Genomic DNA, 24,740 nt, shown 5'->3' with positions numbered 1-24,740 from the left:
CTTCTTCCTTCGCTATTGCGCGAACTCTTGCTTTTGCTCGACCTTTCTCCCGATAAAGGTCTTTGACCGGCACCGAACCCAGCTCTGATCCTCGCCTGTGCGGCACGAATGCGTGCTGCTTTCAAGCGAGGAATCAGCGCAGGAGAAATCGGAGGCCAGGTCATGCAAGGGACGAACGTGCTGTTCGGTCAGATTGCCGTGGTATTCGGCATCGTGATCGCCGGAGTGTGGGGCGCCACACAATGGACAGCAGCGGCCCTTGGCTACCAAGTACGCCTTGGCTCGCCCTGGTTCGATTTTCTTGGCACGTCGATCTACCACCCGTGGAAGCTGTTTGAGTGGTGGTTCTTCTTCGGCGCTTATGCGCCGGAAGTCTTCGACACCGGCGGCGCCATTGCCGGTGCCAGCGGCATGGTCGCCGTGGGCGTCGCCATCGCCATGTCGGTATGGCGCTCGCGCCAAGCGCGCCTGGTCACCACCTACGGCTCGGCGCGGTGGGCTAACACGCAGGACATTCGCAAGGCGGGCCTCACGCAACCAGCCGGCGTGTTCCTCGGTCTGCATGACGGGCAATACCTTCGTCACGAAGGCCCTGAACACGTCCTGACCTTCGCGCCGACGCGCTCCGGCAAAGGCGTTGGCCTGGTGGTCCCAACGCTGCTCTCCTGGCCCGCGTCCACCGTGATCCACGACATCAAGGGCGAAAACTGGCAGATCACCGCCGGCTGGCGCTCGCGCTTCTCGCACTGCTTGCTGTTCAACCCGACCGATCCGAAGTCAGCGGCCTACAACCCGCTGCTGGAGGTTCGGCGCGGTGCGCATGAAGTGCGCGACGTGCAGAACATCGCCGACATCCTGGTCGATCCCGAAGGCGCGCTGGAGCGGCGCAACCATTGGGAAAAGACTTCGCACGCACTACTGGTCGGCGCCATCCTGCATGTGCTCTATGCGGGTGAGGACAAGACGCTGCGCGGCGTTGCCAACTTCCTGTCCGATCCGGCATGTCCGTTCGAGCTGACGCTGCACCGGATGATGACGACGCGGCACCTCGGCGATGCACCGCATCCCGTAGTCGCTTCGGCCGCGCGCGAAGTGCTCAACAAGAGCGACAACGAGCGCTCGGGCGTGCTGTCCACGGCTATGTCCTTCCTCGGCCTGTACCGCGACCCCACTGTGGCCGAAGTCACCTCGCGCTGCGACTGGCGCATCGCCGACCTGATCGCGGCCGAACATCCGGTGTCGCTGTATCTGGTGGTTCCGCCATCGGACATCAGCCGCACGAAGCCGCTGATCCGTTTGATCCTCAACCAGATCGGGCGGCGGCTCACGGAATCGCTGGATGGCAGCGATGGCATTGCCCGCCGCCACAAGCTGCTGCTGATGCTCGATGAGTTTCCCGCACTCGGGCGGCTCGACTTCTTCGAGACGGCGCTGGCCTTCATGGCGGGCTACGGCATTCGCAGCTTCCTCATCGCGCAGTCGCTCAACCAGATCGACAAGGCGTATGGGCAGAACCATTCGATTCTGGACAACTGCCATGTACGCGTGACGTTCGCCACCAACGACGAGCGTACCGCCAAAGGATCTCCGAGACGCTGGGCACCGCCACCGAACTGCGCGCGCAGCGCAACTACGCGGGCCACCGGCTCGCCCCGTGGTTGGGGCATCTCATGGTGTCGCGCCAGGAGACCGCGCGCCCACTGCTGACGCCGGGCGAAGTGATGCAGCTACCGCCCGATGAAGCCGTGGTGATGGTGTCCAGCGTGGCGCCGATCAAGGCCAAAAGCTGCGCTATTACGCGGACAGCAATTTCAAGCGCCGCGTATTGCCGCCGCCTGTGCTCGCAGGCGGTCAGTACGCCGATGTGCCGCCATCGCGGCCCGACGACTGGAGCGGGCTGGCGATTCCCACCGTGCCTGTCGCTCCGACCACTGCGTCCGCTGATGGCCTGGGCAACGCCGCCGACGACGGCGGCCCGCGCCGTCAGCCCGAACTCTCCGAAACCGTCGCCTACGACCCCGAGCTGGCCGCGCCCGCAGCCGACCTCGGGTTGCTCGATGACGACGACGACTTGCCGCTTCCCCTTCCGCGCCAGCTTGATCCGGCCATACAGCGCACGGCCCGGCTGGCTTCTCTCGACCCCAACGACGGAATCGAGCTATGAGCCACTACCGCCTCAACCTGTTCATCCAGCCGGAGCACGCCAAGCGCCTGGACGAACTGGCCGCCAAGAAAGGCGTGTCCAAGTCGTCCATCGTCGCGGCGGCGCTCGCATCGTGGCTGTCGCCCGATGCGGCCGACCAGCGCGAAGCGGCCATCGCGAAGCGGCTTGATCGCCTGTCGCGCCATGCCGAGCGCATGGAGCGAGACCAGAACATCGCCATCGAAACGCTGGCGCTGTTCATCCGCTACTACCTCACGGTCAGCACGCCCGTGCCCGAGGCCCATCAAGAGGCCGCGCGTGCCCAGGGCAAGGCGCGCTTCGAGCAGTTCACCGAGCAGCTTGGCCGCCACCTGCTGCGCGGGCGCAGCCTGGTGCGCGACGTGGTGGAGGAACTGCATCCCGACCCGATGCGGATGGATGACGCGGCGGCAGCCGCGCAAGCGCAGGAGCGTGCGTCATGAGCGCCGTTCCGCAGTCCATGAGTGCCACGTCGCTCGACCGCCGCATCCAGATGCTGCGCACGGCGATGGGGCCGCTGATCGCCGCCGCGCTCGAAGACCCGGACGTGGTGGAGGTGATGCTGAATCCTGATCGCACCCTTTGGGTGGATCGGCTTTCCAGCGGGCGCGCGCCGATGAGCGTGGAACTGCCCGAGGCGGACGGCGAGCGAATCATCCGCCTCGTCGCGGCCCACGTCGGCGCAGAAGTCCATCGCGGCCAGCCGCTCTTATCCGCCGAGCTGCCCGAAACCGGGGAGCGCTTCGAGGGCATCTTGCCGCCGGCAGCGCCGGGGCCGGCCTTCGCGCTGCGCAAGCGCGCCATCGGCGTGATTCCGCTGGAGCGGTACGTCATCGACGGGATGATGACCAGCGCGCAAGCGGGCTTTCTCGTTCGCGCCGTGCGCGAGCGGCAGAACGTCTTGATCGCCGGCGCCACCAGCAGCGGTAAGACGACCTTGGCCAACGCGCTGCTGGCCGAGATCGCCGCCACGGGCGACCGCGTGCTGGTGCTCGAAGACACGGTGGAGCTGCAATGCGCCGCCCGCGACCACGTTCCCCTGCGCACCCGCGCAGGCGTGGTGTCGATGACGGAGCTGGTTCGCTCGTCCATGCGCCTGCGGCCTGATCGCGTCGTCGTTGGCGAAGTGCGCGGCGCCGAGGCGCTGGATCTCATCAAGGTGTGGGGCACCGGCCATCCCGGCGGAATCGCCACGATCCATGCCGGCTCCGCGCTCGGCGCGCTGCTGCGCTTGGAGCAACTGATTCTCGAAGTGGCGGTGAACCCGCCGCGTGCGCTGATCGCAGAGGCGGTCAACGTGGTGATCCACATCGCCGGGCGCGGGCGCAAGCGCCGCATCGAGAGCATCGCCCGCGTCGTCGGCTTCGACGGCGTGGGCTACCAACTGGCGGACGCGCTGGAAACGCCGTTTCCCGAGCTGCCGCCACTTCCCGATGCCGCACCCGCTGCGGCGACTTCCCATCCCCTCACTCACTTGGAGAACTGCCATGACGCAGATGTACGTTCCTGCTTTCCGTTTTTCTGCAAATCCGGCTTTGCGTCTTGCGCGGCTGCGCTGCCTGGCCCGCCCTGCGGGGCAAGGGCTGCTGCTGGCCGCGCTGCTGCTGTTCCTGGCCGGAACCGCGCAGGCCGCCGGTTCCTCGATGCCGTGGGAAGGCCCCTTGCAGTCGATCTTGGAGTCGATTCAAGGGCCGGTGGCGCGCATCGTCGCGGTCATCATCATCATCGCCACGGGCCTCGCGCTCGCCTTCGGCGACACGTCCGGCGGATTCCGCAAGCTGATCCAGATCGTCTTCGGTCTGTCCATCGCCTTCGCGGCTTCGAGCTTCTTCCTGTCGTTCTTCAGCTTCTCCGGCGGGGCCGTCGTATGAGTGCCCCCGACACCTTCGCGGACGGCTTCGAGGTACCGCTGCATCGCTCGCTGACCGAGCCGATTCTGCTGGGCGGTGCGCCGCGAACCGTGGCGATCGCCAACGGCACGCTGGCCGCCGCTGTCGGCCTGGGCCTGCAACTGTGGATTCCCGGCGTGGTGTTCTGGATCGTCGGCCATTCGCTGGCCGTGTGGGGCGCTCGCGTCGATCCGCAGTTCATGCAGGTCTTCGCCCGGCACATCAAGCACAAGCCGCTGCTGGACGTGTGAGGGGATGCCGACATGCTGAACCTTGCCGAATACCGCCAGCGGCCGGCCTTGCTTGCCGACTGGCTGCCCTGGGCCGGGCTGGTCGCGCCGGGCGTCGTCTTGAACAAGGACGGCAGTTTCCAGCGCACAGCCCGGTTTCGCGGGCCTGACCTCGACAGCGCGACGCAAGGCGAGCTGATCGCCACGTCGGCGCGACTGAACAACGCGCTGCGCCGCATGGGATCGGGCTGGGCGCTGTTCATCGAAGCCGAGCGTCGGCCTGCGGCCGATTATCCGCACTCGGAGTTTCCCGAGCCGCTTTCCTGGGTGGTGGAGGAAGAACGCCGGGCCGCCTTCGAGGAATCGGGCAATCACTTCGAGAGCGGCTATCACCTGACGCTGCTTTACCTGCCGCCGGAAGAATCCCGCGCCCGTGCAGCCAAGATGCTCTACGAGAACACGCCGACGAATGGCGTGGACTGGCGCGAGCGGCTGCAAGCCTTCGTCGCGGAAACGGATCGCGTCTTTGACCTGCTCGACGGCGTGATGCCGGAGATTGACTGGCTCGATGACGCGCAGACGCTGACCTACCTGCACGCGACCATCTCGACGCGGCGCTATCGCGTCGGCGTGCCCGAAGTGCCGTTCCACATCGACGCGCTGCTGACCGACTCGCCGCTGGTCGGTGGCCTGGCGCCCATGCTGGGCGACCAGCACCTGCGCGTGGTGTCGGTGCGGGGCTTCCCGACCTCGACCTGGCCGGGGATTCTGGACGACCTCAACCGCCTTGGCTTTGCGTACCGCTGGAGCACGCGCTTTCTCTGCCTCGACAAAGCCGAGGCGGAAAGAGAACTCGCCCGCCTGCGCCGCCAGTGGTTCGCCAAGCGCAAGAACGTCATCGCGCTGCTACGCGAAACGATCTTCCAGCAGGAAAGCCCGCTGGTCGATACCGACGCCAACAACAAGGCCGCCGACGCCGACGCTGCCTTGCAGGAGCTGGGCAGCGATCAAGTTGCCTTCGGCTATCTGACGGCGACCGTCACCGTCACGGACGAGGACGCCGCCGTCGCAGACGAGAAGTTGCGCATGGTGGAGCGCGCCATCCAGGGCCGGGGCTTCGTCACCATCCCCGAAACGCTCAATGCCGTGGATGCCTGGCTGTCTTCGATCCCTGGCAACGCCTATGCGAACGTGCGCCAGCCCATCGTCTCGACGCTGAACCTGGCGCACATGATGCCGGTGTCGGCGGTATGGGCCGGGCCAGAGAAGAACGACCACCTCGACGGCCCGCCGCTGATCGTCACACGCACCGATGGCGCCACGCCGTTTCGCCTCGTGACGCACATCGGCGACGTGGGCCACACGCTGGTCGCAGGCCCGACCGGCATGGGCAAGTCGGTCTTGCTCGCCACGCTGGCGATGCAGTTCCGCCGCTATCGCGGCTCGCGCATCTTCGCCTTCGACATGGGCCGCTCCATGCGGGCCGCCATCCTCGGCCTGGGCGGCGAACACTACGACCTGGGCACGGATGGCGAAATCGCCTTCCAGCCGCTCGCGCGCATCGACCGCGAGGGCTACCGCACCTGGGCCGCTGAATGGATCGAAGGCCGCTTGCTGCACGAAGGCGTGGCGGTCGGCCCCGATGAGAAAGCGGCCATCTGGTCGGCGCTGGGAAGTCTCGCCGGTGCGCCGCTGGAGCAGCGCACGATGACGGGGCTTTCCGTGCTGCTGCAATCGAACGCGCTGCGGCAGGCGCTGTCGCCTTACGTGCTCGGCGGCGCCCACGGCAAGCTGCTGGACGCCGATCACGATCGGATGGGCATGGCCGACGTGCAGTGCTTCGAGATGGAGGAGTTGATGCACAGCAAGGCCGCCGTCATGGCCGTGCTGCATTACCTCTTTGCGCGTTTCGATGAACGCTTCGACGGTGCGCCCACGCTGCTGATCCTCGATGAAGCGTGGCTGTTCCTGGATGACCCGGTGTTTGCCGCGCGTATCCGGCAGTGGCTCAAGACGCTCAGGAAGAAGAACGTCAGCGTCATCTTCGCCACGCAGAGCCTAGCCGACATCAAGGATTCGAGCATTGCGCCCGCGATCATCGAAAGCTGCGCCAGCCGCATCTTCCTGCCCAACCCGCAGGCCACCGAGCCGCAGATTCGCACGATCTACGAGGGCTTCGGGTTGAACTCGCGCCAGATCGAGATCGTGGCGACCGCGCAGCCCAAGCGCGACTACTACTACCAGTCCCGCCTCGGCAATCGCCTGTTCGACCTCGACCTGGGGCCGGCCACGCTGGCCTTTGCGGGCGCTTCCACGCCGCAGGACCAGCGCGACATGGATCGCGTGCTGCTGGATGCCGGCGTAACCGGCTTCGCGGGCGCCTGGCTGCGCCATCGCAGCCTCGATTGGGCGGCCGACCTGCTGCCCTCACTCCCCGGACTTGCGCCGGGTTCCTCTCGTACCGCTGACCACCCATAGGAGAACCAGCCATGAAGACCCATGCGCTTTCCATTTCGCTCGCCGCCGCGTTGTCGCTCTCGCTGTTGACCTCGTCACCAGCGTTGGCCTGGCGCATCGTCTTTGATCCGACCAACTATGTGCAGAACACGCTGACCGCGATCCGCACGCTGGAGCAGATCAACAACCAGATTCGCCAGCTCCAGAACGAGGCGCAGATGCTGATGAATCAGGCGCGCAACCTCGCCAGCCTGCCGTCCAGCGTGGTCGGCCAGTTGCGCGCCAATCTGGCGACGACCGATCGGCTGATCGCCCAGGCCAGGGATTAGCCTACGACGTAACGAACCTGGATCGGGAGTTCCGGCGCCTGTATCCGGAGCAGTACGCCGCCACCGTGACCGGCGACCAGATGGTCCGCGATGCGCAGGAGCGTTGGAAGAACACGCTCAACGGCTTGCAGACCACCATGCAGATGCAGGCGCAGGTGTCGCAGAACCTGGGCGAAGACGAAAGCGTGCTGGCCGACCTCGTGGGCAAGAGCCAGTCGGCCGAGGGCGCGCTGCAGGCGATGCAGGCCATGAACCAGTTGCTGGCCTTGCAGGCCAAGCAGTCGATCCAAGCGCAGCGGCTTCAGATCACGCAAGACCGGGCTGCCTCGCTGGAGCTGGCGCGGCAGGCGGCGGCCACGGAGCGCGCCCGCGAGGTGCGGCGGCGCTTCCTGGGTGACGGCACGCCGTACACACCGCAGTCCGTAAACTTCTACGGCAACTGACGGAGGCCGCCATGCGATGCGTCCTCGTCCTATGTACCGCGCTGCTGGCCGCTTGCGGCGAGCAGCCGGTCGGCCACCTTGCAGATGCCCTGGCCGCCGATCCAGTGCGGCTCAAGGCGTTGCGCGAACAATGCACGGCCCATCCACGACAGGTCATGCAGGCCACGGGCGAGGACGCTTGCCGCGCCGCCGCCGAAGCCTTCCGGCGGCGCTTCTTTCCGGCGAGGCCGGGCCAGACGAATACCGGACGCTGGCCGACCTGCCGCCGATCCCGCCGAGCTTCGAGGAACCGGCCGATGGCATGGCGCCGGCCGTTCCCGCCGAACCGGAGGACACGCCATGAATGACGTGACCATCATCGACCAATTCCTCAACACCTTTGCCGCTTATATCGACTCGGGTTTCGGGCTGCTGCGGGGCGAAGTGGCGTTCCTCACTGCCACGTTGATCGTCATCGACATGACGATCGCCGGACTGTATTGGGCCATGAGCCATGCCACCGGCCAGGGCGAGGACGTGATCGCCAAGCTGCTGCGCAAGGTGCTCTACGTCGGTGCCTTCGCCTACATCATCAATAACTTCAACTGGCTGGCCAGCATCGTGTTCCGCTCGTTTGCGGGATTGGGCATCACCGCCACCGGCTCGGCCATCACGATGGAGAACTTCTTGCAGCCGGGCCGGCTGGCGAAAACCGGCATCGACGCCGGGGCGCCGATTCTGGAGCAGATCGGCGAGATGGCGGGCTTTCCCGAAGTGTTCGTGAACCTCGACCCCATCGTGGTGATGTTCCTCGCGTGGCTGGTCGTGGTCTTGTGCTTCTTCGTGCTGGCGATCCAACTGTTCATCACGCTGATCGAGTTCAAGCTGACCACGCTCGCCGGATTCGTGCTGGTGCCGTTCGCGCTCTGGAACAAGACCGCGTTCCTCGCCGAAAAGGTCTTGGGCAACGTGGTGGCCTCCGGCGTCAAGGTTCTCGTGCTGGCCGTGATCGTCGGTATCGGCTCGGGCTTGTTCGCTCAGTTCCAAGTCCATCCCGCCGAGCCGTCTATCGACCACGCGCTGGTCATCATGCTGGCCTCGCTCACCTTGCTGGCGCTCGGGATCTTCGGCCCCGGCATCGCCACGGGCCTCGTGTCCGGTGCGCCGCAGCTCGGAGCGGGCGCAATGGCCGGTGCTGCTGTCGGCGCTGCCGGCACGGCCGTTGTCATCGGTGCCGCCGCGACGGGCGTGGGTGGCGCCGTGGCTGCTGGCGCGCGCATGGCCCCGGCTGCCGCAAAGCTGGCCGGTAGCGGTGCGCGCGCCGCAACGTCGGCGGCCAGCAGTGCGAAGTCGACGTTTCAGGCCGGTTCCGCCGCCGCTGGCGGCGGCGCAAAGGGCGCGATGGCGGGCTTGGGCAACGTCGCCAAGACCGGCGCGCAATCCGCCGGACGCGCCGCAGCATCCCGTGCTTCCGCTGCCGGGCAGCGGATGGCCGCTCCGTTCCGTGCTGGCTGGAATGGCTCGACGGCCGACACTGGCGCGTCAGTCGGCCAAGCCTCCGCAGGAGAAGCCCCCGCAGGCGGCGCCGCTGCACAGAAGCCGGAACAACCCGCCTGGGCCAAGCGGCTGCATCGCCGCCAGCAACTCACCCACGCCGCGACCACCGCCGCGCACACGCTGCGCGGCGGCGACGGTGGCGGCTCGGGGCAAGGCCCGAGCCTGCGCGGCTCCGACGACTAAAGCGATTCACAAGGAGAACTGACCATGCGATTCAGAAAACCGCAGGTGCGCTACGCCGACACGCCGCAGCCTGCCACGCCGTACCAAGCTGCCGGCCAGGTGTGGGACGACCGTATCGGAACGCCGCGCGTGCAGGCGAAGAACTGGCGGCTGATGGCCTTCGGCTGCCTCACGCTCGCGCTGTTGATGGCCGGCGGCCTGGTGTGGCGCTCGGCGCAGTCCTTCGTGACGCCCTACGTCGTAGAGGTGGACAACGCGGGCCAAGTGCGCGCCGTGGGCGAAGCCGCCACGCCGTACCGGCCCAGCGATGCGCAGACGGCGCACCACATCGCGCGCTTTGTCACGCTGGTTCGGTCGCTGTCCATCGACCCGATCGTGGTGCGGCAGAACTGGCTGGACGCCTACGACCACACCACAGACAAGGGTGCAGCCGTGCTCAACGACTACGCGCGTGTGAACGATCCGTTCGCGCGCATCGGCAAGGAGTCGGTGACGGTGCAGATCACCAGCGTCGTGCGCGCCAGCGATACGTCTTTCAACGTGCGCTGGACGGAACGCCGCTACGTCAACGGCGCCGCGGCGGGCCTGGAGAGGTGGACGGCCGTGGTGTCCATCGTGCTCCAGCCGCCGCGCACCGAAGAACGCCTGCGCAAGAACCCCTGGGCATCTACGTCAACGGCCTGTCGTGGAGCCGCGAACTGGATTCTTCCGAAGGAGCCAAGCCATGAATGATCTTTTCCGTAAATCCGCCTTGCCGGTGATCTTGCTTGCCCTGGCGGGCTGCGCCACGCAGGGCAAGCCACCGCCGACCATCTCGCTCGATGAGCCAGTGCAGGCCCAGCAGCTACCCGAGCCACCCGCGCCGGTGGAGGTGGTGGCGGTGCCCGAGGTGCTGCCGATGCCGGCGCAGTTGAAGCCATTGCCCGAAGCCGAGGACGCCAAGCCCACGCCGGAGCCAGCCGACGAGAAGGTGCGCGTCTCTCGGGCCAATGCCGAGGCGCGCGTCGCACCCACGCGCGAGGGATACGTCAACGCGATTCAGGTGTGGCCGTTCACCGATGGCGCGCTCTACCAAGTCTATGCAGCCGTGGGCCGCGTGACCGTGATTTCGCTCCAGTCGGGCGAGGAGCTGGTGACGGTGGCCGCTGGCGATACCGTGCGCTGGATCGTGGGCGATACGTCGAGCGGCAGCGGTGCTGACCTGCGCGTCAATGTGCTGGTCAAGCCGATCCGCTCGGGCCTCAAGACCAATCTCGTCATCACCACCAACCGCAGGACGTACCTGCTGGAGTTGGCTTCGACGGAAAAGACGTGGATGGCGTCGGCTTCTTGGGAGTATCCGCGTGACCGGATACTGGCCTTGCAGCGCCAGGCGCAGGCGGCCAGCGCCGCCGCGCCGGTGGACTCCGGCTTGTCGCTGGAAAACCTGCGCTTCCGCTACGCGGTCAGCGGTAGCAACCCGCCGTGGAAGCCGCTGCGCGCCTTCGACGACGGGCAGAAGGTCTATATCCAGTTCCCCGCCGGCATCGCGCAAGGCGAGCTGCCGCCGCTGTTCGTGATCGGGCCAGAAGGCGACGGGCAACTGGTCAACTACCGCTTCCGCTCGCCGTACTACATCGTGGATCGGCTGTTCGGTGCCGCCGAACTGCGCCTGGGCGGGGACAAGGGCGACGTGGTGCGAATCGAGCGCACGGACGGCGTTGCACGGAGGAACTGACCATGAGCCAGGACGACACCCCCGACCTCGCCACGCCGCAGACGGGCAAGGTAGCGCCCGAGGCGGTGGCGCTGCGCGCCCAGCCGCGCCCGGTCACGCGCCTGAACCGGCGCACGCTGGCCATCCTCGCCGGCGGCCTGTCGGTCGCCGTGCTCGGGGCCACGATCTGGTCATTGCAGCCGCAGCGGCGCGGGACCAGCGAGCAGGCCGAGCTTTACAACGTCGATCGCGTCTCGAAGTCCGAAGGGCTGGATGCGCTGCCGACGGACTACTCGAAGCTGCCACCAGCCTTGCCGCCCGATGTGCCCGAGCTGGGGCCGCCGTTGCCCGGCGACCTTGGCCCGGCCATCGTCGCTTCGCAGCAGCCGGTGACACCGGGCTATTCGCCGCCAGGCCATGATCCTGAAGATGCCTTGCGCAAGGAGGCGGACGCGGCGGCGGCCTCGTCGGTGTTCTTCCGCTCGGGCGGCCAAGGGCAGACCGCCGCCACGGTCGCGCAGGCAGCGCCGGGGACTGCAAGCACGCTTGCGGCCTTCGATCCGCTCGCTGCTGGGCCTGCCTCGACGGCGGCCCAGCCCGCCGACCCGACCGCCGTGCAGAACCGGCAAGACCAGAAGGAGGCGTTCCTGAAAGCCGGTTCTACGGAAACCCGCAATTCCGGCAATCTGGCGCTGCCCGCGTCGCCTTATCAGGTGATGGCCGGAACGGTGATCGCCGGCGCGCTGGTGACAGGCATCAAGTCGGACTTGCCGGGCGACGTGATCGGCACTGTGACGGAGCCGGTCTATGACACGGCCACCGGCAAGTTCCTGCTGATTCCCCAGGGGTCACGCATCCTCGGGCGCTACAACAGCCAGGTCAGCTACGGACAGAGCCGCGTGCAGGTGGTGTGGAACCGGATCATCCTGCCCGACACGTCCTCGCTAACGCTCGACAACCTTGTCGGCACCGACCCGGCCGGCTACGCGGGCTTGGAGGATGACGTGGACTGGCACTGGAACCGCATCTTTGCCGGTGCGGTGCTGACGACGCTGCTTGGCGTCGGCGCAGAGCTGGCCGCGCCGGAGAACCGCCAGGACGGCAACCGCATCGTCATCGCCGGACGTGACAGCGCCCAGGACAGCATCAATCAGGTCGGGCAGGAGATCACCCGGCGCAATATGAATATCCAGCCGACGCTGACCAGCCGGCCCGGCCTGCCGGTTCGCATCATCGTCAACCGGGATCTGGTGCTGCGACCGTACCAGCCGCTGTTCTTCAATCGGGGAACTTCGCAATGAGCACGACCAAGAAGCTGCGGCTCGGGCCACTGCCCAAGATCGAGAACGTCAAGCTGACATTTGCCTGCCCGGCCAGCTTGAAAGCCGACCTTGACCGCTACGCCGCGCTGCACGCGCAGGCATATGGCGAGGCGATCGATGCCGTGACGCTGATCCCGCACATGCTGGAGGCGTTCATGGCGGGGATCGGGGATTCAAGCGCACACAGCCCAAGAACGGAAAAGCCGCCCCTGCGTGAACAGGGGCGGCTCTGGATTGGTGCCCGAGGCCGGAATCGAACCGGCACGCCTTTCGGCGAGGGATTTTCTTACCACTTCGACTTTCGCCGCCGCCCTGCTCAACGCAGGGCGTTCGTGGTCTGGAGCACGCCTTCACCATAGCCTTGCGGCCGTAGGTGCCCGCCGTCTGCTCTCTACACCTTCCCAAGCGGCAGCTTGGGCTTGGCTCGGCGTTGGCTCGGGTGCAAGAGCATCCAGGGCGTTCGCCGACTTTGACGGGCTTCACTTCGGGCGTTTCCCCGAAGGCTCAAATTGTTCAAGTCCCTTGTGTCTACCGATTTCACCACTCGGGCGTAGTGCTCAACGCACTGAAAACACCTACCTCCATCTACTGGCGCCTAGCTGGCCCCTGGCCGTCAAGCCTAGCTGCAAAGCTACAGCTCGGATGCCCGCAAACTGTTGTCACTATTGACCTTCTGGCTCGGTAGTTCTAGCAGAAAGGACTTGACAAAACAGATTTTAAGTCCGCTGTGTCTACCAATTTCACCACCGGGGCCAAACGTGCATTGTCGCAGGCTCGGCGGCCGGATGTGCCGCACGTGGGATAGGAGACAAGGGGAAAGAAGTGGAGGCGCGTGGCGGAGTCGAACCGCCCTGGACGGATTTGCAATCCGTTGCATAACCGCTTTGCTAACGCGCCAGTGTCGATACAAAAAAGGAAGCCAAGCTTCCTTTTGTTGCAGCGGCCGGCTTGGTGGACCGGCTGCGAATCTGGAGCGGGAAACGAGGCTCGAACTCGCGACCTCAACCTTGGCAAGGTTGCGCTCTACCAACTGAGCTATTCCCGCGTTGCAAGCCTTGCATTGTAGCCTGAAATTCTCGCGCTTGGCAAGTGCCCGAAAAATTTTTAGGCGGTGCCTGCAAGGCGTGTTCCTTCAGTGTTTCACCGCCGCGCCGCGGGTCGACTTCTTGGCGGCTGCCGGTGCCGCAGCGGCCTCGGGCGGCGCCACGGCGTCGTCATCGGTCAGCGGCACGGGCAGGCGCTCCAGCGCCACTTCCAGCACCTTGTCGATCCACTTGACCGGCACGATCTTCAGACCCTCTTTCACGTTGGCCGGAATCTCCTGCAAGTCCTTCACGTTCTCTTCCGGAATGATCACCGTCTTGATGCCACCGCGCAGCGCGGCCAGCAGCTTCTCCTTCAGGCCACCGATGGCGGTGACCTCGCCGCGCAGCGTGATCTCGCCCGTCATCGCCACTTCGCCGCGCACCGGAATACCGGTGAGGGCCGAGACGATGGCGGTGGTCATGGCGATGCCGGCACTGGGGCCGTCCTTGGGCGTGGCGCCGTCGGGCACGTGGATGTGGATGTCGCGCTTCTCGAACGCCTCCTCCTTGATGCCGAGCCCGCGGGCGCGCGAGCGCACGACGGTGCGCGCGGCCTCGACCGACTCCTTCATCACCTCGCCCAGCTGGCCGGTGCGCTGGATAACGCCCTTGCCCGGCATGGTGGCGGCTTCGATGGTGAGCAGGTCACCGCCGACTTCCGTCCACGCCAGGCCGACCACCTGGCCGACCTGGTTCTGCTGTTCGGCGCGGCCGTAGTTGAACTTGCGCACACCCAGGAATTCGTTGAGGTTCTCGGATGTGACCTTGACCTGCGGTTCCATCTGCTTGAGCTGCAGTGCCTTCACCACCTTGCGGCAGATCTTGGACAGCTCGCGCTCCAGCGAGCGCACGCCGGCCTCGCGCGTGTAGTAGCGCACGATGTCGCGCACGGCGTCTTCGGAGATCGACAGCTCCTCATCCTTCACGCCGTTGTTCTTCATCTGCTTGGGCAGCAGGTACTTGATGGCGATGTTGGTCTTCTCGTCCTCGGTGTAGCCCGAAAGGCGGATCACCTCCATCCGGTCCAGCAGCGCCGGCGGGATGTTCATCGAGTTGCTGGTGGCCACGAACATCACGTCCGACAGGTCGAAGTCGACCTCGACATAGTGGTCAGAGAAGGTGTGGTTCTGCTCAGGGTCGAGCACTTCCAGCAGCGCGCTCGACGGATCGCCGCGGAAGTCCATGCCCAGCTTGTCGATCTCGTCCAGCAGGAACAGCGGATTGCGCGTGCCGACCTTGTTCAGGCTCTGCAGCACCTTGCCCGGCATGGCGCCGATGTAGGTGCGGCGGTGGCCGCGGATCTCGGCCTCGTCGCGCATGCCGCCCAGCGCCATGCGAACGTACTTGCGGCCGGTGGCCTTGGCGACCGACTGGCCGAGCGAGGTCTTGCCCACGCCGGGCGGCCCGACCAGGCAAAGGATCGGCGCCTTGACCTTGTCCACGCGCTGCTGCACCGCCAGGTATTCGAGGATGCGGTCCTTGACCTTCTCCAGGCCATAGTGGTCCTCGTTCAGCACCTCTTCGGCATAGGCCAGGTCGTGCTTGATCTTGGTCTTCTTGGCCCAGGGCAGGCCGACCAGCACGTCGATGTAGTTGCGCACCACGGTGGCCTCGGCCGACATGGGCGACATCAGCTTCAGTTTCTTCAGCTCGCCGTCGGCCTTCTTGCGCGCCTCCTTGGGCATGCGCGCGGCCTTGATCTTGCGCTCGATCTCCTCGATGTCGGCGCCTTCCTCGCCTTCGCCCAGCTCCTTCTGGATCGCCTTGACCTGCTCGTTAAGGTAGAAGTCGCGTTGGTTCTTCTCCATCTGGCGCTTGACGCGGCCACGGATTTTCTTGTCGACGTTGAGGATGTCGACCTCGCGCTCGAGTTGCTCGAACAGGTTTTCCAGCCGCTCCTTCACGCTGGCCAGATCCAGCACGAGTTGCTTGTTCTCCAGCTTGAGCGGCAGGTGCGCGGCGATGGTGTCGGCCAGGCGGCCCGGCTCGTCGATGCTGGCGATCGAGGTCAGGATCTCGGGCGGAATCTTCTTGTTCAGCTTGACGTACTGGTCGAACTGCTGCATCACGGCGCGGCGCAGCGCCTCGACCTCGGCGTTGTCCTTGTCGGCGTCCGACACCTCCAGCGGCGTGACGGTAGCGACGAAATGCGTTTCGTCGCCATCCTCGATGTGGGTCACGGTGGCGCGCTGCTGGCCCTCGACCAGCACCTTCACGGTGCCGTCGGGCAGCTTCAGCATCTGAAGGATGGTGGAGACGCAACCAACCTCGAACATGTCGCCCACCAGCGGTTCGTCCTTGGCGGCGGTCTTCTGTGCCACCAGCATGATGCGGCGGTCGGCGGCCATGGCGGTCTCGAGCGCCTTGATGCTCTTGGGCCGCCCCACGAACAGCGGGATGACCATGTGGGAAACACCACCACGTCGCGCAGCGGCAGCAGCGGCAGGTCGATCGGGGTGGGTGGCAGGGGGTGGTTCCGGACATGAAGAATCCTCAGGTGATCAGCCTGCAAATGGCTGCTCAGGTGTCATTTTCAACCCAGCAGCGGGCTGGGCGTGCAAAGCAGGGGTAAATCGTCAGGGCCAGCGCGGGCGCCAGCGAGATTCGCTATTCATTGAATAGCTGCTCGCGCTTGCTCCGCCTGGCCTGAAGCCCGAAAAGCCTTGAAATCAGGCTTTCTTCGCCGCTTCACGATAAACCAGCAGCGGCGGCTGGTTTTCTTCGATGGTGTTCTCGTCGACGACCACCTTGTCGACGTTCGCCGTGTGCGGCAGCTCGAACATGGTGTCGATCAGCGCCCCTTCCAGAATGGAGCGCAGGCCGCGCGCGCCGGTCTTGCGCGCCAGCGCCTTGCGGGCGATGGCCTTGAGCGCGCTGGGGCGGATTTCCAGCTCGACGCCTTCCATCTGCAGCAGGCGGCTGAACTGCTTGACCAGCGCGTTCTTCGGCTCGGTGAGGATCTGCACCAGCGCGTCCTCCGTCAGCTCGGCCAGCGTGGCCACCACCGGCATGCGGCCGACCAGTTCGGGGATGATGCCGAACTTGATCAGATCCTCGGGCTCGACGTCCTGGAACGATTCGCTGATCGAGCGCTGCTGCTTGCTGCGCACGGTGGCGCCAAAGCCGATGCCGCTGGCCTCGGTGCGCGCCTCGATCACCTTCTCCAGCCCCGCGAAGGCGCCGCCGCAGATGAACAGGATGTTGGTGGTGTCGATCTGCAGGAAGTCCTGGTTCGGGTGCTTGCGCCCGCCCTGCGGCGGGATGCTGGCCATGGTGCCCTCGATCATCTTGAGCAGGGCCTGCTGCACGCCCTCGCCCGACACGTCGCGCGTGATGCTGGGGTTGTCGGCCTTGCGGCTGATCTTGTCGATCTCGTCAATGTAAATGATGCCGCGCTGGGCGCGCTCGACGTCGTAGTTGCAGCTCTGCAGCAGCTTGCTGATGATGTTCTCGACGTCCTCGCCCACGTAGCCGGCTTCGGTCAGCGTGGTGGCGTCGGCCATGACGAAGGGCACGTCAAGCTGGCGCGCCAGCGTCTGCGCCAGCAGCGTCTTGCCGCTGCCGGTGGGGCCGATCAGCAGGATGTTGCTCTTGGCCAGTTCCACATCGCCGCCCTTGGCCTCTTCCTTGTGCTTCAGGCGCTTGTAGTGGTTGTAGACGGCCACCGACAGGGTGCGCTTGGCCTTTTCCTGGCCGATCACGTAGTTGTCGAGGTTGGCCTTGATGTCGGCGGGCGTGGGCAGGTCGCCCCGGGCCTCGCCCGCGGCATCATCGGCGGGCACTTCCTCGCGGATGATGTCGTTGCACAGGTCGATGCACTCGTCGCAGATGAACACCGACGGGCCGGCGATCAGCTTCTTCACCTCGTGCTGGCTCTTGCCGCAGAACGAGCAGTAAAGCGTCTTTTCGCTGGAGGATGCGCCCTTCTTATCGGCCATTGCGTGTCAGTTTCATGATGGATCGGGGCATGATAACCAAATTGACAGCGCGCCACGGGGCGCGGCGTGGGTCATCCGCAACGGGCCAGCGGTGCTGGATTGTAAAACAATAGCTGCTGGCGCTTGATGTGCCTTGATTTCAGATGAAAATCGGCCTGAAATCGCCTGCTGACAAGCGCAAGCAGCTATGAATTCAAGAGGGGCAAGCCCCTCCCGGTCATGGCCGGTTGGCGATGACCTGGTCGACCAGGCCGTAGTCCTTGGCCTCGTCGGCGGTCATGTAGTAGTCGCGCTCGGTGTCCTGCTGGATCTTCTCCAGCGTCTGGCCGGTGCGCTCGGCCAGGATGCGGTTCATCTGCGCCTTGGTGCGCAGGATGTCGCGCGCCTGGATCTCGATGTCGGTCGCCTGGCCGCGCGCGCCGCCCAGCACCTGGTGGATCATGACCTTGCTGTTGGGCAGGCTGTAGCGCTTGCCCTTGGCACCGGCCGCCAGCAGGAAGGCGCCCATGCTGGCCGCGAAGCCCAGGCACATGGTCGACACGTCGGGCTTGATGAACTGCATGGTGTCGTAGATCGACATGCCGGCCGTCACACTGCCGCCGGGGCTGTTGATGTAGAGCGAGATGTCCTTGTCGGGGTTTTCGCTTTCCAGGAACAGCAACTGCGCCACCACCAGGTTGGCGGTCTGGTCGTTCACCTCGCCCACCAGGAAGATCACGCGCTCTTTCAGCAGGCGCGAGTAGATGTCGTACGAGCGCTCGCCGCGGCCGGACTGCTCGATGACCATGGGGATGAGGCCGAGGTTTTTCTGCGTTTCGTATTCGCTCATGAAAGAAAGCTCCGGGAAGGGTGTCTGGAAAGGCAAATGGGGCCGGAACCGGCCGATTCCAAGCCCCATTGTCGCCGCTCCGCCGTGGCCTGCAGGTTCAATGCCAAATTGGCCTTGAGCGCCCGCCAATTCAGCGCCAACAGCTATCTTATACGTAGCAATCTCCCATTTCAGGGATCGCCTCACTCGGCGGGCTGCGCAGCAAGCCCGCACCAGGTGGCCGCGGAGCAGGCCATGCAGAAACGCCGTGGCCGGGGTTTCCCCTGCCACCAGCGTTGTCCACCTTGGGGAAGGCGCGTCAGCGCCTCTCAGGGGTACGTCAGTTATTGCCCCATCAGCTCGTCAAAGCCCAGCGCCTTGTCGGTCACCTTGGCCTGCTTCAGCACGTAGTCGGTCACATTGTTCTCGATCACCATGGCCTCGACGTCGGCCAGGCGGCGGTTGTCGGCGTAGTAGTAGCGCACCACCTCGTCGGGCTTCTCGTAGCTGGCGGCCAGCTCCTCGACCTGGGCCTTCAGCTGCTCGGGCGTGGCCTGCAGGTTCTGCGTCTTCACCAGTTCGGCCACCACCAGGCCCAGACGCACGCGCTGCTCGGCCTGCGGGCGGAAGGTGTCCTCGGGGATCGGCAGCTTCTCGACATCCTTGATGCCGCGCGCCTTCAGGTCGGCGCGGGTGGCCTGCGTCATGCGGTCGATCTCGGCCTGCACGCTGGACTTGGGGATGTCCAGCTCGGCCTTGGCCACCAGCGCATCCATCACGGCCTGCTTGTTGCGCTGGTTCAGGCGGAACTTGACCTCGCGCTCCAGGTTCTTGCGGATGTCGCTGCGCAGGCCCTCGACGGTGCCGTCGGCCACGCCCAGCGACTTGGCCAGCTGCTCGTTCACCTCGGGCAGGTGCGATGCCTCGATCTTGCTCACGGTGACCATGAAGTCGGCGGTCTTGCCGGCCACGTCCTTGCCGTGGTAGTCCTCGGGGAAGGCCAGCGGGAAGGTCTTGCTTTCGCCCACCTTCATGCCGCGCACAGCGTCCTCGAACTCCTTCAGCATCTGGCCCTCGCCGACCACGAACTGGAAGTCCTCGGCCTTGCCGCCCTCGAACGGCTCGCCGTCGATCTTGCCGGCGAAGTCGATGGTCACGCGGTCGCCGTCCTCGGCGGCGGCGTCCTTGGCGCGCTGGGCAAAGCTGCGGCGCTGCTTGCGCAGGATGTCGATGGTGCGCTCGATGGCCTCGTCGCTCACGTCGGCGGCCACCTTCTCGATCTCGGCCGTCGCCAGGTCAGCGATCTTCACCTCGGGGAACACCTCGAACACCGCGTCGAACGCCATCTGGCCCTCGGGCGCGCCTTCCTTCTCGGTGATGGTGGGCTGGCCGGCCACGCGCAGGTTCGCTTCGTTGGCGGCGTTGAAGAAAGCCTCGCCCACCTTGTCGTTCATCACCTCGTACTGCACCGAGTAGCCGTACTGGCGCGCCACCACGCTCATCGGCACCTTGCCGGGGCGGAAGCCGTCCATCTTCACGGTGCGGGCCAGCTTGCGCAGGCGCGCGTCGACCTCGCTCTGGATGGATTCGACGGGCAGCGTCAGCGTCATCTTGCGCTCGAGCTTTTCAAGGGTTTCGACATTCACGGCCATGGTGTTCTCTCTCAAGGTTGATATCGTGGTGCGCGGGGGGACTCGAACCCCCACACCCTTGCGGGCGTCAGGACCTAAACCTGGTGCGTCTACCAATTTCGCCACCCGCGCGACGAGCTGAAACAAGGCAGGCGGTCGCAGGGCTGCAACCGCCCGACGGAATCTGGCGAACCGAGCATTTTACCCGGACACGGGCCGCCCGCTCAGGCCAGCGTGGGCTGCGGGGGCCTGACCCGGAACCATGCGGGTCACGCGCTGCGCGCGGCCCCGCCGGGGCGGATTCATGGAACGCCGGTGTTCCGGGTTTCACCCGGAACCATGCGGCGTACATCGCCGGCAACGCCAGCAGCGTCAGCGCCGTGGCCACGATCAGCCCGCCCATGATGGCCACTGCCATCGGCCCCCAGAACACGCTGCGCGACAGCGGGATCATGGCCAGCACCGCCGCGGCAGCCGTCAGCACGATGGGGCGCAGGCGCCGCACGGCGGCTTCGACGATGGCGTCCCACGTGGGCACGCCGCGTGCACGGTCCAGCTCGATCTGGTCGATCAGGATCACCGAGTTGCGCTGGATCATGCCCATCAGCGCGATCACGCCCAGCAGCGCCACGAAGCCGAACGGCCGGTTCAGCACCAGCAGCGCCGCCGCCACGCCGGCCAGCCCCAGCGGCCCGGTCAGGAACACCAGCATGGCGCGGCTGAAGCTGTGCAACTGCAGCATCAACAGCGTGAAGGTGATGAACAGCATAACGGGCACGCCGGCGGCGATCGAGGCCGAGCCCTTGCTGGTTTCCTCCACCGCGCCGGCCACCTCGATGCGGTAGCCCGTGTCGCCCGCGCGCGCCCACCCGGCCTCCAGCGCGCGCAGGCCGGGCAGCAGCTGGTTGGTCACCGTGGCGCCCTGCAGGCCCTCCACCACGTCGGCGTTCACGGTGATGGCGTAGTCGCGGTTCTCGCGCCACAGCACGCCGGGCTCCCAGGCGAACATGGGTTTGGCGATCTGCGTCAGTGGGATCGATTTGCCGCTGGCCGTGGGCAGGTAGGCGTTGGCGATGTCGGTGATGGCGTCGCGCTCGGCGAGCGGCTGGCGCAGCACGATGTCGATCAGCTTGTCCCCTCGCGGTACTGGCCCACGGTGCTGCCGCTCAGCATCACGCGGCCGGCCTGGGCGATGGACTGGCTGGTCACGCCCAGGGCGCGCGCCTTGTCCTGGTCCACCTCCAGCCGCATGGTCTTGACCGACTCGTTCCAGTTGTCGTTCACGCCGCGCGTGTTGGGGCTTTCGCGCAGCGCGGCCACCACCTCGTCGGCGTGCGCGCGCAGGCGCGCCGGGTCGGGGCCGATCACGCGGAACTGCACCGGGTAGGCCACCGGCGGCCCGTTGGGCAGCAGCTTGACGCGGCCGCGCACCTCGGGAAATTCCTGTGCCAGCACCGCCGGAATCTGCTTGAGCAGTTGCGCTCGCGTGGCCAGGTCATGCGGCATCACGATCAACTGCGACACGTTGGTCTGCGGAAAGATCTGGTCCAGCGGCAGGTAGAAGCGCGGCACGCCGGCGCCGATCCACTGCGTCACGCCGGTCACGCCGGGCTCGGCCAGCAACCGGGCCTCCGCGCGCCTGGCGACATCCTCGGTGGCGGCGAACGAGGTGCCCTCGGGCGACCACAGGTCGACCAGGATTTCCGGCCGCACCGAATCCGGGAAGAACTGCTGCTGCACCTTGGTCATGCCGAACACGCCCAGGCCGAACAGCGCCGCCGTGGCGCCGATGGTGAGCCAGCGGTGCACCACGCACCAGCGCACCAGGCGCCGGAAGCTGTTGTAGAACGGCGTGTCGAACACCTCGTGCGGCTGATGGACCGCCGGCTCGCCGCTGTTCAGCGCCTGCGCGCGCGCCGCGGCCACGTGCGGCGGCACGCGCAACAGCCAGGCGCCCAAGAGCGGCACGAACACCACCGATGCCACCCAGCTCACCAGCAGCGCGATCACCGTGACGGCGAAGATGGCGAAGGTGTATTCGCCCGTCATCGACTTGGCCAGCCCGATGGGCAGAAAGCCCACCGCCGTGATCAGCGTGCCCGTCAGCATGGGGATGGCGGTGATCTCGTAGGCGAAGGTGGCGGCGCGGAACTTGTCGTAGCCCTCCTCCATCTTGCGCACCATCATCTCGATGGCGATGATGGCGTCGTCCACCAGCAGGCCCAGGGCGATGATGAGCGAGCCGAGCGAGATCTTGTGCAGCCCGATGCCCCAGTACTGCATGAACAGGAATGTCACCGCCAGCACCAGCGGAATGGTGATGCCCACCACCAGGCCGGGGCGCATGTCCAGCGTCCAGCGGCGCCACAGCGGCTGCCGGCCCGCGCGCCTGTGCAGCCCCAGGCTGAGAAAGCTCACCGCCAGCACGATCACCACCGCCTCGATCAGCACCTTGACGAACTCGTTCACCGAGCTGGCCACCGCGCGCGGCTGGTCCTGGATCTGCGCCAGCTCCACGCCCAGCGGCAGCGACTGCTCGATGCGCGCGCTGGCTTCCTTCAGCGCCTTGCCCAGCGCGATCACGTCGCCGCCCTTGGCCATCGACACGCCCAGCGCCACCACCTCGCGCCCGTTGTGGCGCACCTTCACCTGCGGCGGATCGACGTAGCCGCGCGTGATCTCGGCCATGTCGCCCAGCCGCAGCTGCGTGCCCGTGGCGCCCCGTATCGGCATGGCGCGCAGTTGCTCGACGTCGTTGAACTGCCCGCCCACGCGCACCTGGATCACGTCCAGCGGCGTCTGCACCGCGCCGGCCGATTCCACCGCGTTCTGCGCGCCCAGCTGGCCGATCACCTGGTTCATGTCCAGCCCCAGCTGGGCCAGGCGCCGCTGCGAGATCTCGATGTAGAGCTTCTCGTCCTGCACGCCGAACAGCTCGACCTTGGCCACGTCCTTCACGCGCAGCAGGCGCTGGCGCACGTCGTCGGCGAAGGTCTTGATCTCGGCGTAGCTGAAGCCCTCGCCCGACAGCGCGTAGATCACGCCGTACACGTCGCCGAAGTCGTCGTTGAAGAACGGCCCCTGCACGCCCTGCGGCAGGGTGAAGCGCATGTCGCCCACCTTCTTGCGCACCGTGTACCAGACCTGCGGCACCTCGCGCGGGGGCGAGTTGTCCTTGAGCTGGAAGATGATCAGCGACTCGCCCGGCTTGCTGTAGCTGCGGATCCTGTCGGCATACGGCACCTCCTGCAGCGTGCGCTCGATCTTGTCGGTCACCTGCTCGGCCACCTGCGCCGCCGTGGCGCCGGGCCAGAAGCTGCGCACCACCATCACGCGGAAGGTGAAGGGCGGGTCCTCGTCCTGCCCGAGCTGGAAGTAGGCCGCCACGCCCAGCAGCATCAGCACCACCATCAGGTAGCGCACCAGCGCCTGGTGCTGCAGCGCCCAGCGCGACAGGTTGAAGCCCGGCTTGGGCTGCTCCGGCGCGGCAGCGCCGTCGATGGGCGAGGCTTGTTCGCTCATGCGGGCCCTCAGCGCGACGCGGCAACGGCCGGCGGCGCGGGCTCGTTAGCTACATTATTGGTAGCTGCCTGCGCAGTCTTGGCGGGTGCTGTAGCCGTTTTTGACTGATAAACCGAGACCTTCTGCCCCGGTGCCAGCACGTGCACGCCGCTGGCCACCACGCGCATGCCCGGCGTCAGGCCGTCCGCTATCACAGCCTCGTTGCCGTCGGCGCCGGCCACCTGCACCGGCTGCGAGCGCACGCTGCTGCTGGCCTCATCGAACACCCACACCGCCGTGCCCGCCCCTTCGCGGCGCAGCGCCGAGGTCGGCAGCTTGATCACCGCCGCGCCCTGCGCGCCGCTTTGCTGCGGCACCACCGTCACGGTGGCGCCCAGTGGCGGCGCCTCGCCCGCCAGCGCCACCTTCACGGCGTAGGTGCGCGTCACCGGGTCGGCGGCGGCGGCCACCTCGCGCACGCTGCCGTGCCATTGGCCATCGCTGGCCCAGGCCCGCACCGTCACCGGCTGGCCCACGCGCACGGCGGCCACGCGGTCTTCGGGCACGGCAAACACCACGTCGCGCGGGCCGTCCTGCGCCAGCCGCACCACCGGCGTGCCGGCGGCCACCACCTGGCCGACCTCGGCGTCCACGCCCGTCACCACGCCGCCGGCATCGGCCAACAGCTGCGTGTAGGCCGCCTGGTTGCCCTGCGACGACTGCTGCGCCCGCGCCTGGTCCAGCGTGGCCTGCGCGGCCTTCAGCTGGGCGCTGCGGCGCTCCATCTCGGCGCCGCTGATGAAACCCTGGTCGCGCAGGGACTGAAAGCGCTTCAAATCCGCCGCCGCCAGGTCGCGCTGCGTGGTGGCCGACGCCACCTGTGCGCGTGCCGCGTCGGCGGCCAGCTGGTAGTCGCGTGCATCCAGCTGCGCCAGCAACTGCCCGGCCTGCACGCGCTGGCCCGGCTCCACCGCGCGGCGCACGATCTTGCCCGCCACGCGAAAGCCCAGGCGCGACTCCACCCGCGCCCGCACCTCGGCGGCGTATTCGTGGCCGGCTTCGTAGGCCGTTTCGCCCACCGTCACCAGCTTGACGGCGCGCACCGGCTCCTCGGGCGGCGGCGCCTTGCCGCAGGCGGCCAGCAACGCGACCAGCAAGGCGCCACCCAGGGCGCGCCAGGGCGGAGAAACGAGCGGCATAAGGTCCTTGATGGCCCGGTCGGGCCGTGTGAAGAATTAATGACTGACTGGTTAGTAATCTACTGGAGCCGCTTGGGGCTGTCAAGAAACCGGCCGCCGAACAGGGCCGCGCCGCGCGTGGGCCGGCCCTGCAGCGCGCCCTGGCCGCCGCTTCGTGCGAATGGGCTTTCAAAATGCTTGTGCTTGGCCATCCAGCAGTCTCGGATGCCGCGCGGACCGCATCCGCTGTGTGGGAGCGGGCTTGCCCGCGATGCGGCATCTCGTCGCAACCGCCGCTTGATCGCGGGCAAGCCCGCTCCCACAACGCTGTC

Annotated in this window: 11 protein-coding genes, 3 tRNA genes and 8 pseudogenes; 13 read left to right on the top strand and 9 right to left on the bottom strand. The window is 66.7% G+C overall.

Annotation, left to right across the window (positions count from 1 at the left end):
• The first annotated feature begins 162 nt into the window (after positions 1-162).
• The 13 genes and pseudogenes from H0I39_RS15030 to H0I39_RS14970 all read left to right on the top strand — a co-directional run bounded on the left by H0I39_RS15030 (position 163) and on the right by H0I39_RS14970 (position 12,484).
• A pseudogene (locus H0I39_RS15030) lies at positions 163-2,164 on the top strand (conjugal transfer protein TraG).
• Positions 2,161-2,625: a ribbon-helix-helix protein, CopG family gene (locus H0I39_RS15025; protein WP_180551029.1), complete on the top strand. Its 465-nt coding sequence runs from the start codon at positions 2,161-2,163 to the stop codon at positions 2,623-2,625. The pseudogene H0I39_RS15030 and the gene H0I39_RS15025 overlap by 4 nt, the downstream one beginning before the upstream one ends.
• Positions 2,622-3,673 (top strand): annotated as a pseudogene (trbB, locus tag H0I39_RS15020) (P-type conjugative transfer ATPase TrbB). Before H0I39_RS15025 ends, trbB begins: the two are co-directional and overlap by 4 nt.
• The gene (locus H0I39_RS15015) at positions 3,670-4,053 is read left to right on the top strand and encodes a TrbC/VirB2 family type IV secretion system protein (protein ID WP_013721751.1); all 384 of its coding nucleotides are present in this window, start codon (positions 3,670-3,672) and stop codon (positions 4,051-4,053) included. The pseudogene trbB and the gene H0I39_RS15015 overlap by 4 nt, the downstream one beginning before the upstream one ends.
• On the top strand, positions 4,050-4,322 hold the full coding sequence (locus H0I39_RS15010) for a VirB3 family type IV secretion system protein (RefSeq protein WP_180551833.1): 273 nt from the start codon (positions 4,050-4,052) through the stop codon (positions 4,320-4,322). The genes H0I39_RS15015 and H0I39_RS15010 overlap by 4 nt, the downstream gene beginning before the upstream one ends.
• A gap of 12 nt (positions 4,323-4,334) precedes the next feature.
• On the top strand, positions 4,335-6,779 hold the full coding sequence (trbE, locus tag H0I39_RS15005) for a conjugal transfer protein TrbE (RefSeq protein WP_180551028.1): 2,445 nt from the start codon (positions 4,335-4,337) through the stop codon (positions 6,777-6,779).
• A gap of 11 nt (positions 6,780-6,790) precedes the next feature.
• Positions 6,791-7,530 (top strand): annotated as a pseudogene (trbJ, locus tag H0I39_RS15000) (P-type conjugative transfer protein TrbJ).
• An 11-nt stretch (positions 7,531-7,541) separates the two neighbouring features.
• Positions 7,542-7,873 (top strand): annotated as a pseudogene (locus tag H0I39_RS14995) (hypothetical protein).
• Positions 7,870-9,249, top strand: a complete 1,380-nt coding sequence (trbL, locus tag H0I39_RS14990; protein WP_103739202.1) for a P-type conjugative transfer protein TrbL — start codon at positions 7,870-7,872, stop codon at positions 9,247-9,249. Before H0I39_RS14995 ends, trbL begins: the two are co-directional and overlap by 4 nt.
• 24 nt (positions 9,250-9,273) lie before the next feature.
• Positions 9,274-9,977, top strand: a pseudogene (gene trbF / locus H0I39_RS14985) (conjugal transfer protein TrbF).
• On the top strand, positions 9,974-10,966 hold the full coding sequence (gene trbG / locus H0I39_RS14980) for a P-type conjugative transfer protein TrbG (RefSeq protein WP_167814618.1): 993 nt from the start codon (positions 9,974-9,976) through the stop codon (positions 10,964-10,966). Before trbF ends, trbG begins: the two are co-directional and overlap by 4 nt.
• Before the next feature lie 2 nt (positions 10,967-10,968).
• Positions 10,969-12,246: a TraB/TrbI/VirB10 family type IV secretion system protein gene (locus tag H0I39_RS14975; RefSeq protein WP_110140683.1), complete on the top strand. Its 1,278-nt coding sequence runs from the start codon at positions 10,969-10,971 to the stop codon at positions 12,244-12,246.
• Positions 12,243-12,484 (top strand): annotated as a pseudogene (locus H0I39_RS14970) (DUF2274 domain-containing protein). The gene H0I39_RS14975 and the pseudogene H0I39_RS14970 overlap by 4 nt, the downstream one beginning before the upstream one ends.
• A 606-nt stretch (positions 12,485-13,090) precedes the next feature.
• Here the strand turns inward: H0I39_RS14970 and H0I39_RS14965 are convergent.
• From H0I39_RS14965 to H0I39_RS14925, 9 genes and pseudogenes are all read right to left on the bottom strand, one after another.
• Positions 13,091-13,164 (bottom strand) — tRNA-Cys (locus tag H0I39_RS14965).
• 72 nt (positions 13,165-13,236) lie between these two features.
• Positions 13,237-13,312 (bottom strand) — tRNA-Gly (locus H0I39_RS14960).
• Positions 13,313-13,399: 87 nt separating this feature from the next.
• Positions 13,400-15,843: pseudogene (gene lon / locus H0I39_RS14955) on the bottom strand (endopeptidase La).
• 178 nt (positions 15,844-16,021) lie between these two features.
• Entirely contained in the window at positions 16,022-17,290 is a 1,269-nt protein-coding gene (gene clpX, locus H0I39_RS14950; protein ID WP_180551027.1) for an ATP-dependent Clp protease ATP-binding subunit ClpX, read from the bottom strand.
• Positions 17,291-17,507: 217 nt separating this feature from the next.
• Positions 17,508-18,119, bottom strand: coding sequence for an ATP-dependent Clp endopeptidase proteolytic subunit ClpP (gene clpP, locus H0I39_RS14945; RefSeq protein WP_180551026.1), 612 nt, complete (start codon positions 18,117-18,119; stop codon positions 17,508-17,510).
• 323 nt (positions 18,120-18,442) lie between these two features.
• Positions 18,443-19,750, bottom strand: coding sequence for a trigger factor (gene tig, locus H0I39_RS14940; protein ID WP_180551025.1), 1,308 nt, complete (start codon positions 19,748-19,750; stop codon positions 18,443-18,445).
• Between the two features lie 26 nt (positions 19,751-19,776).
• Positions 19,777-19,861: transfer RNA gene (locus H0I39_RS14935), tRNA-Leu, on the bottom strand.
• A gap of 181 nt (positions 19,862-20,042) precedes the next feature.
• Positions 20,043-23,251: pseudogene (locus tag H0I39_RS14930) on the bottom strand (efflux RND transporter permease subunit); the annotation flags it as partial.
• Positions 23,252-23,259: 8 nt separating this feature from the next.
• Positions 23,260-24,429 (bottom strand): efflux RND transporter periplasmic adaptor subunit, encoded by a 1,170-nt coding sequence (locus tag H0I39_RS14925; RefSeq protein WP_180551024.1) that lies wholly within the window; start codon positions 24,427-24,429, stop codon positions 23,260-23,262.
• Positions 24,430-24,740 lie beyond the last annotated feature (311 nt).

The organism is Ottowia beijingensis (genome assembly GCF_013423955.1).
Taxonomy (GTDB): domain Bacteria; phylum Pseudomonadota; class Gammaproteobacteria; order Burkholderiales; family Burkholderiaceae_C; genus Ottowia; species Ottowia beijingensis.
Note: the sequence above shows the minus strand (reverse complement) of the source record. Positions and strands in the feature narration are given on the sequence as shown.

Bases quoted from the DNA above. Each gene is read 5' to 3' on its own strand.
- H0I39_RS15025 (WP_180551029.1), top strand. From the start codon at position 2,161: ATGAGCCACTACCGCCTCAACCTGTTCATCCAGCCGGAGCACGCCAAG.
- H0I39_RS15015 (WP_013721751.1), top strand. From the start codon at position 3,670: ATGACGCAGATGTACGTTCCTGCTTTCCGTTTTTCTGCAAATCCGGCT.
- H0I39_RS15010 (WP_180551833.1), top strand. From the start codon at position 4,050: ATGAGTGCCCCCGACACCTTCGCGGACGGCTTCGAGGTACCGCTGCAT.
- trbE (WP_180551028.1), top strand. From the start codon at position 4,335: ATGCTGAACCTTGCCGAATACCGCCAGCGGCCGGCCTTGCTTGCCGAC.
- trbL (WP_103739202.1), top strand. From the start codon at position 7,870: ATGAATGACGTGACCATCATCGACCAATTCCTCAACACCTTTGCCGCT.
- trbG (WP_167814618.1), top strand. From the start codon at position 9,974: ATGAATGATCTTTTCCGTAAATCCGCCTTGCCGGTGATCTTGCTTGCC.
- H0I39_RS14975 (WP_110140683.1), top strand. From the start codon at position 10,969: ATGAGCCAGGACGACACCCCCGACCTCGCCACGCCGCAGACGGGCAAG.
- clpX (WP_180551027.1), bottom strand. From the start codon at position 17,290: ATGGCCGATAAGAAGGGCGCATCCTCCAGCGAAAAGACGCTTTACTGC.
- clpP (WP_180551026.1), bottom strand. From the start codon at position 18,119: ATGAGCGAATACGAAACGCAGAAAAACCTCGGCCTCATCCCCATGGTC.
- tig (WP_180551025.1), bottom strand. From the start codon at position 19,750: ATGGCCGTGAATGTCGAAACCCTTGAAAAGCTCGAGCGCAAGATGACG.
- H0I39_RS14925 (WP_180551024.1), bottom strand. From the start codon at position 24,429: ATGCCGCTCGTTTCTCCGCCCTGGCGCGCCCTGGGTGGCGCCTTGCTG.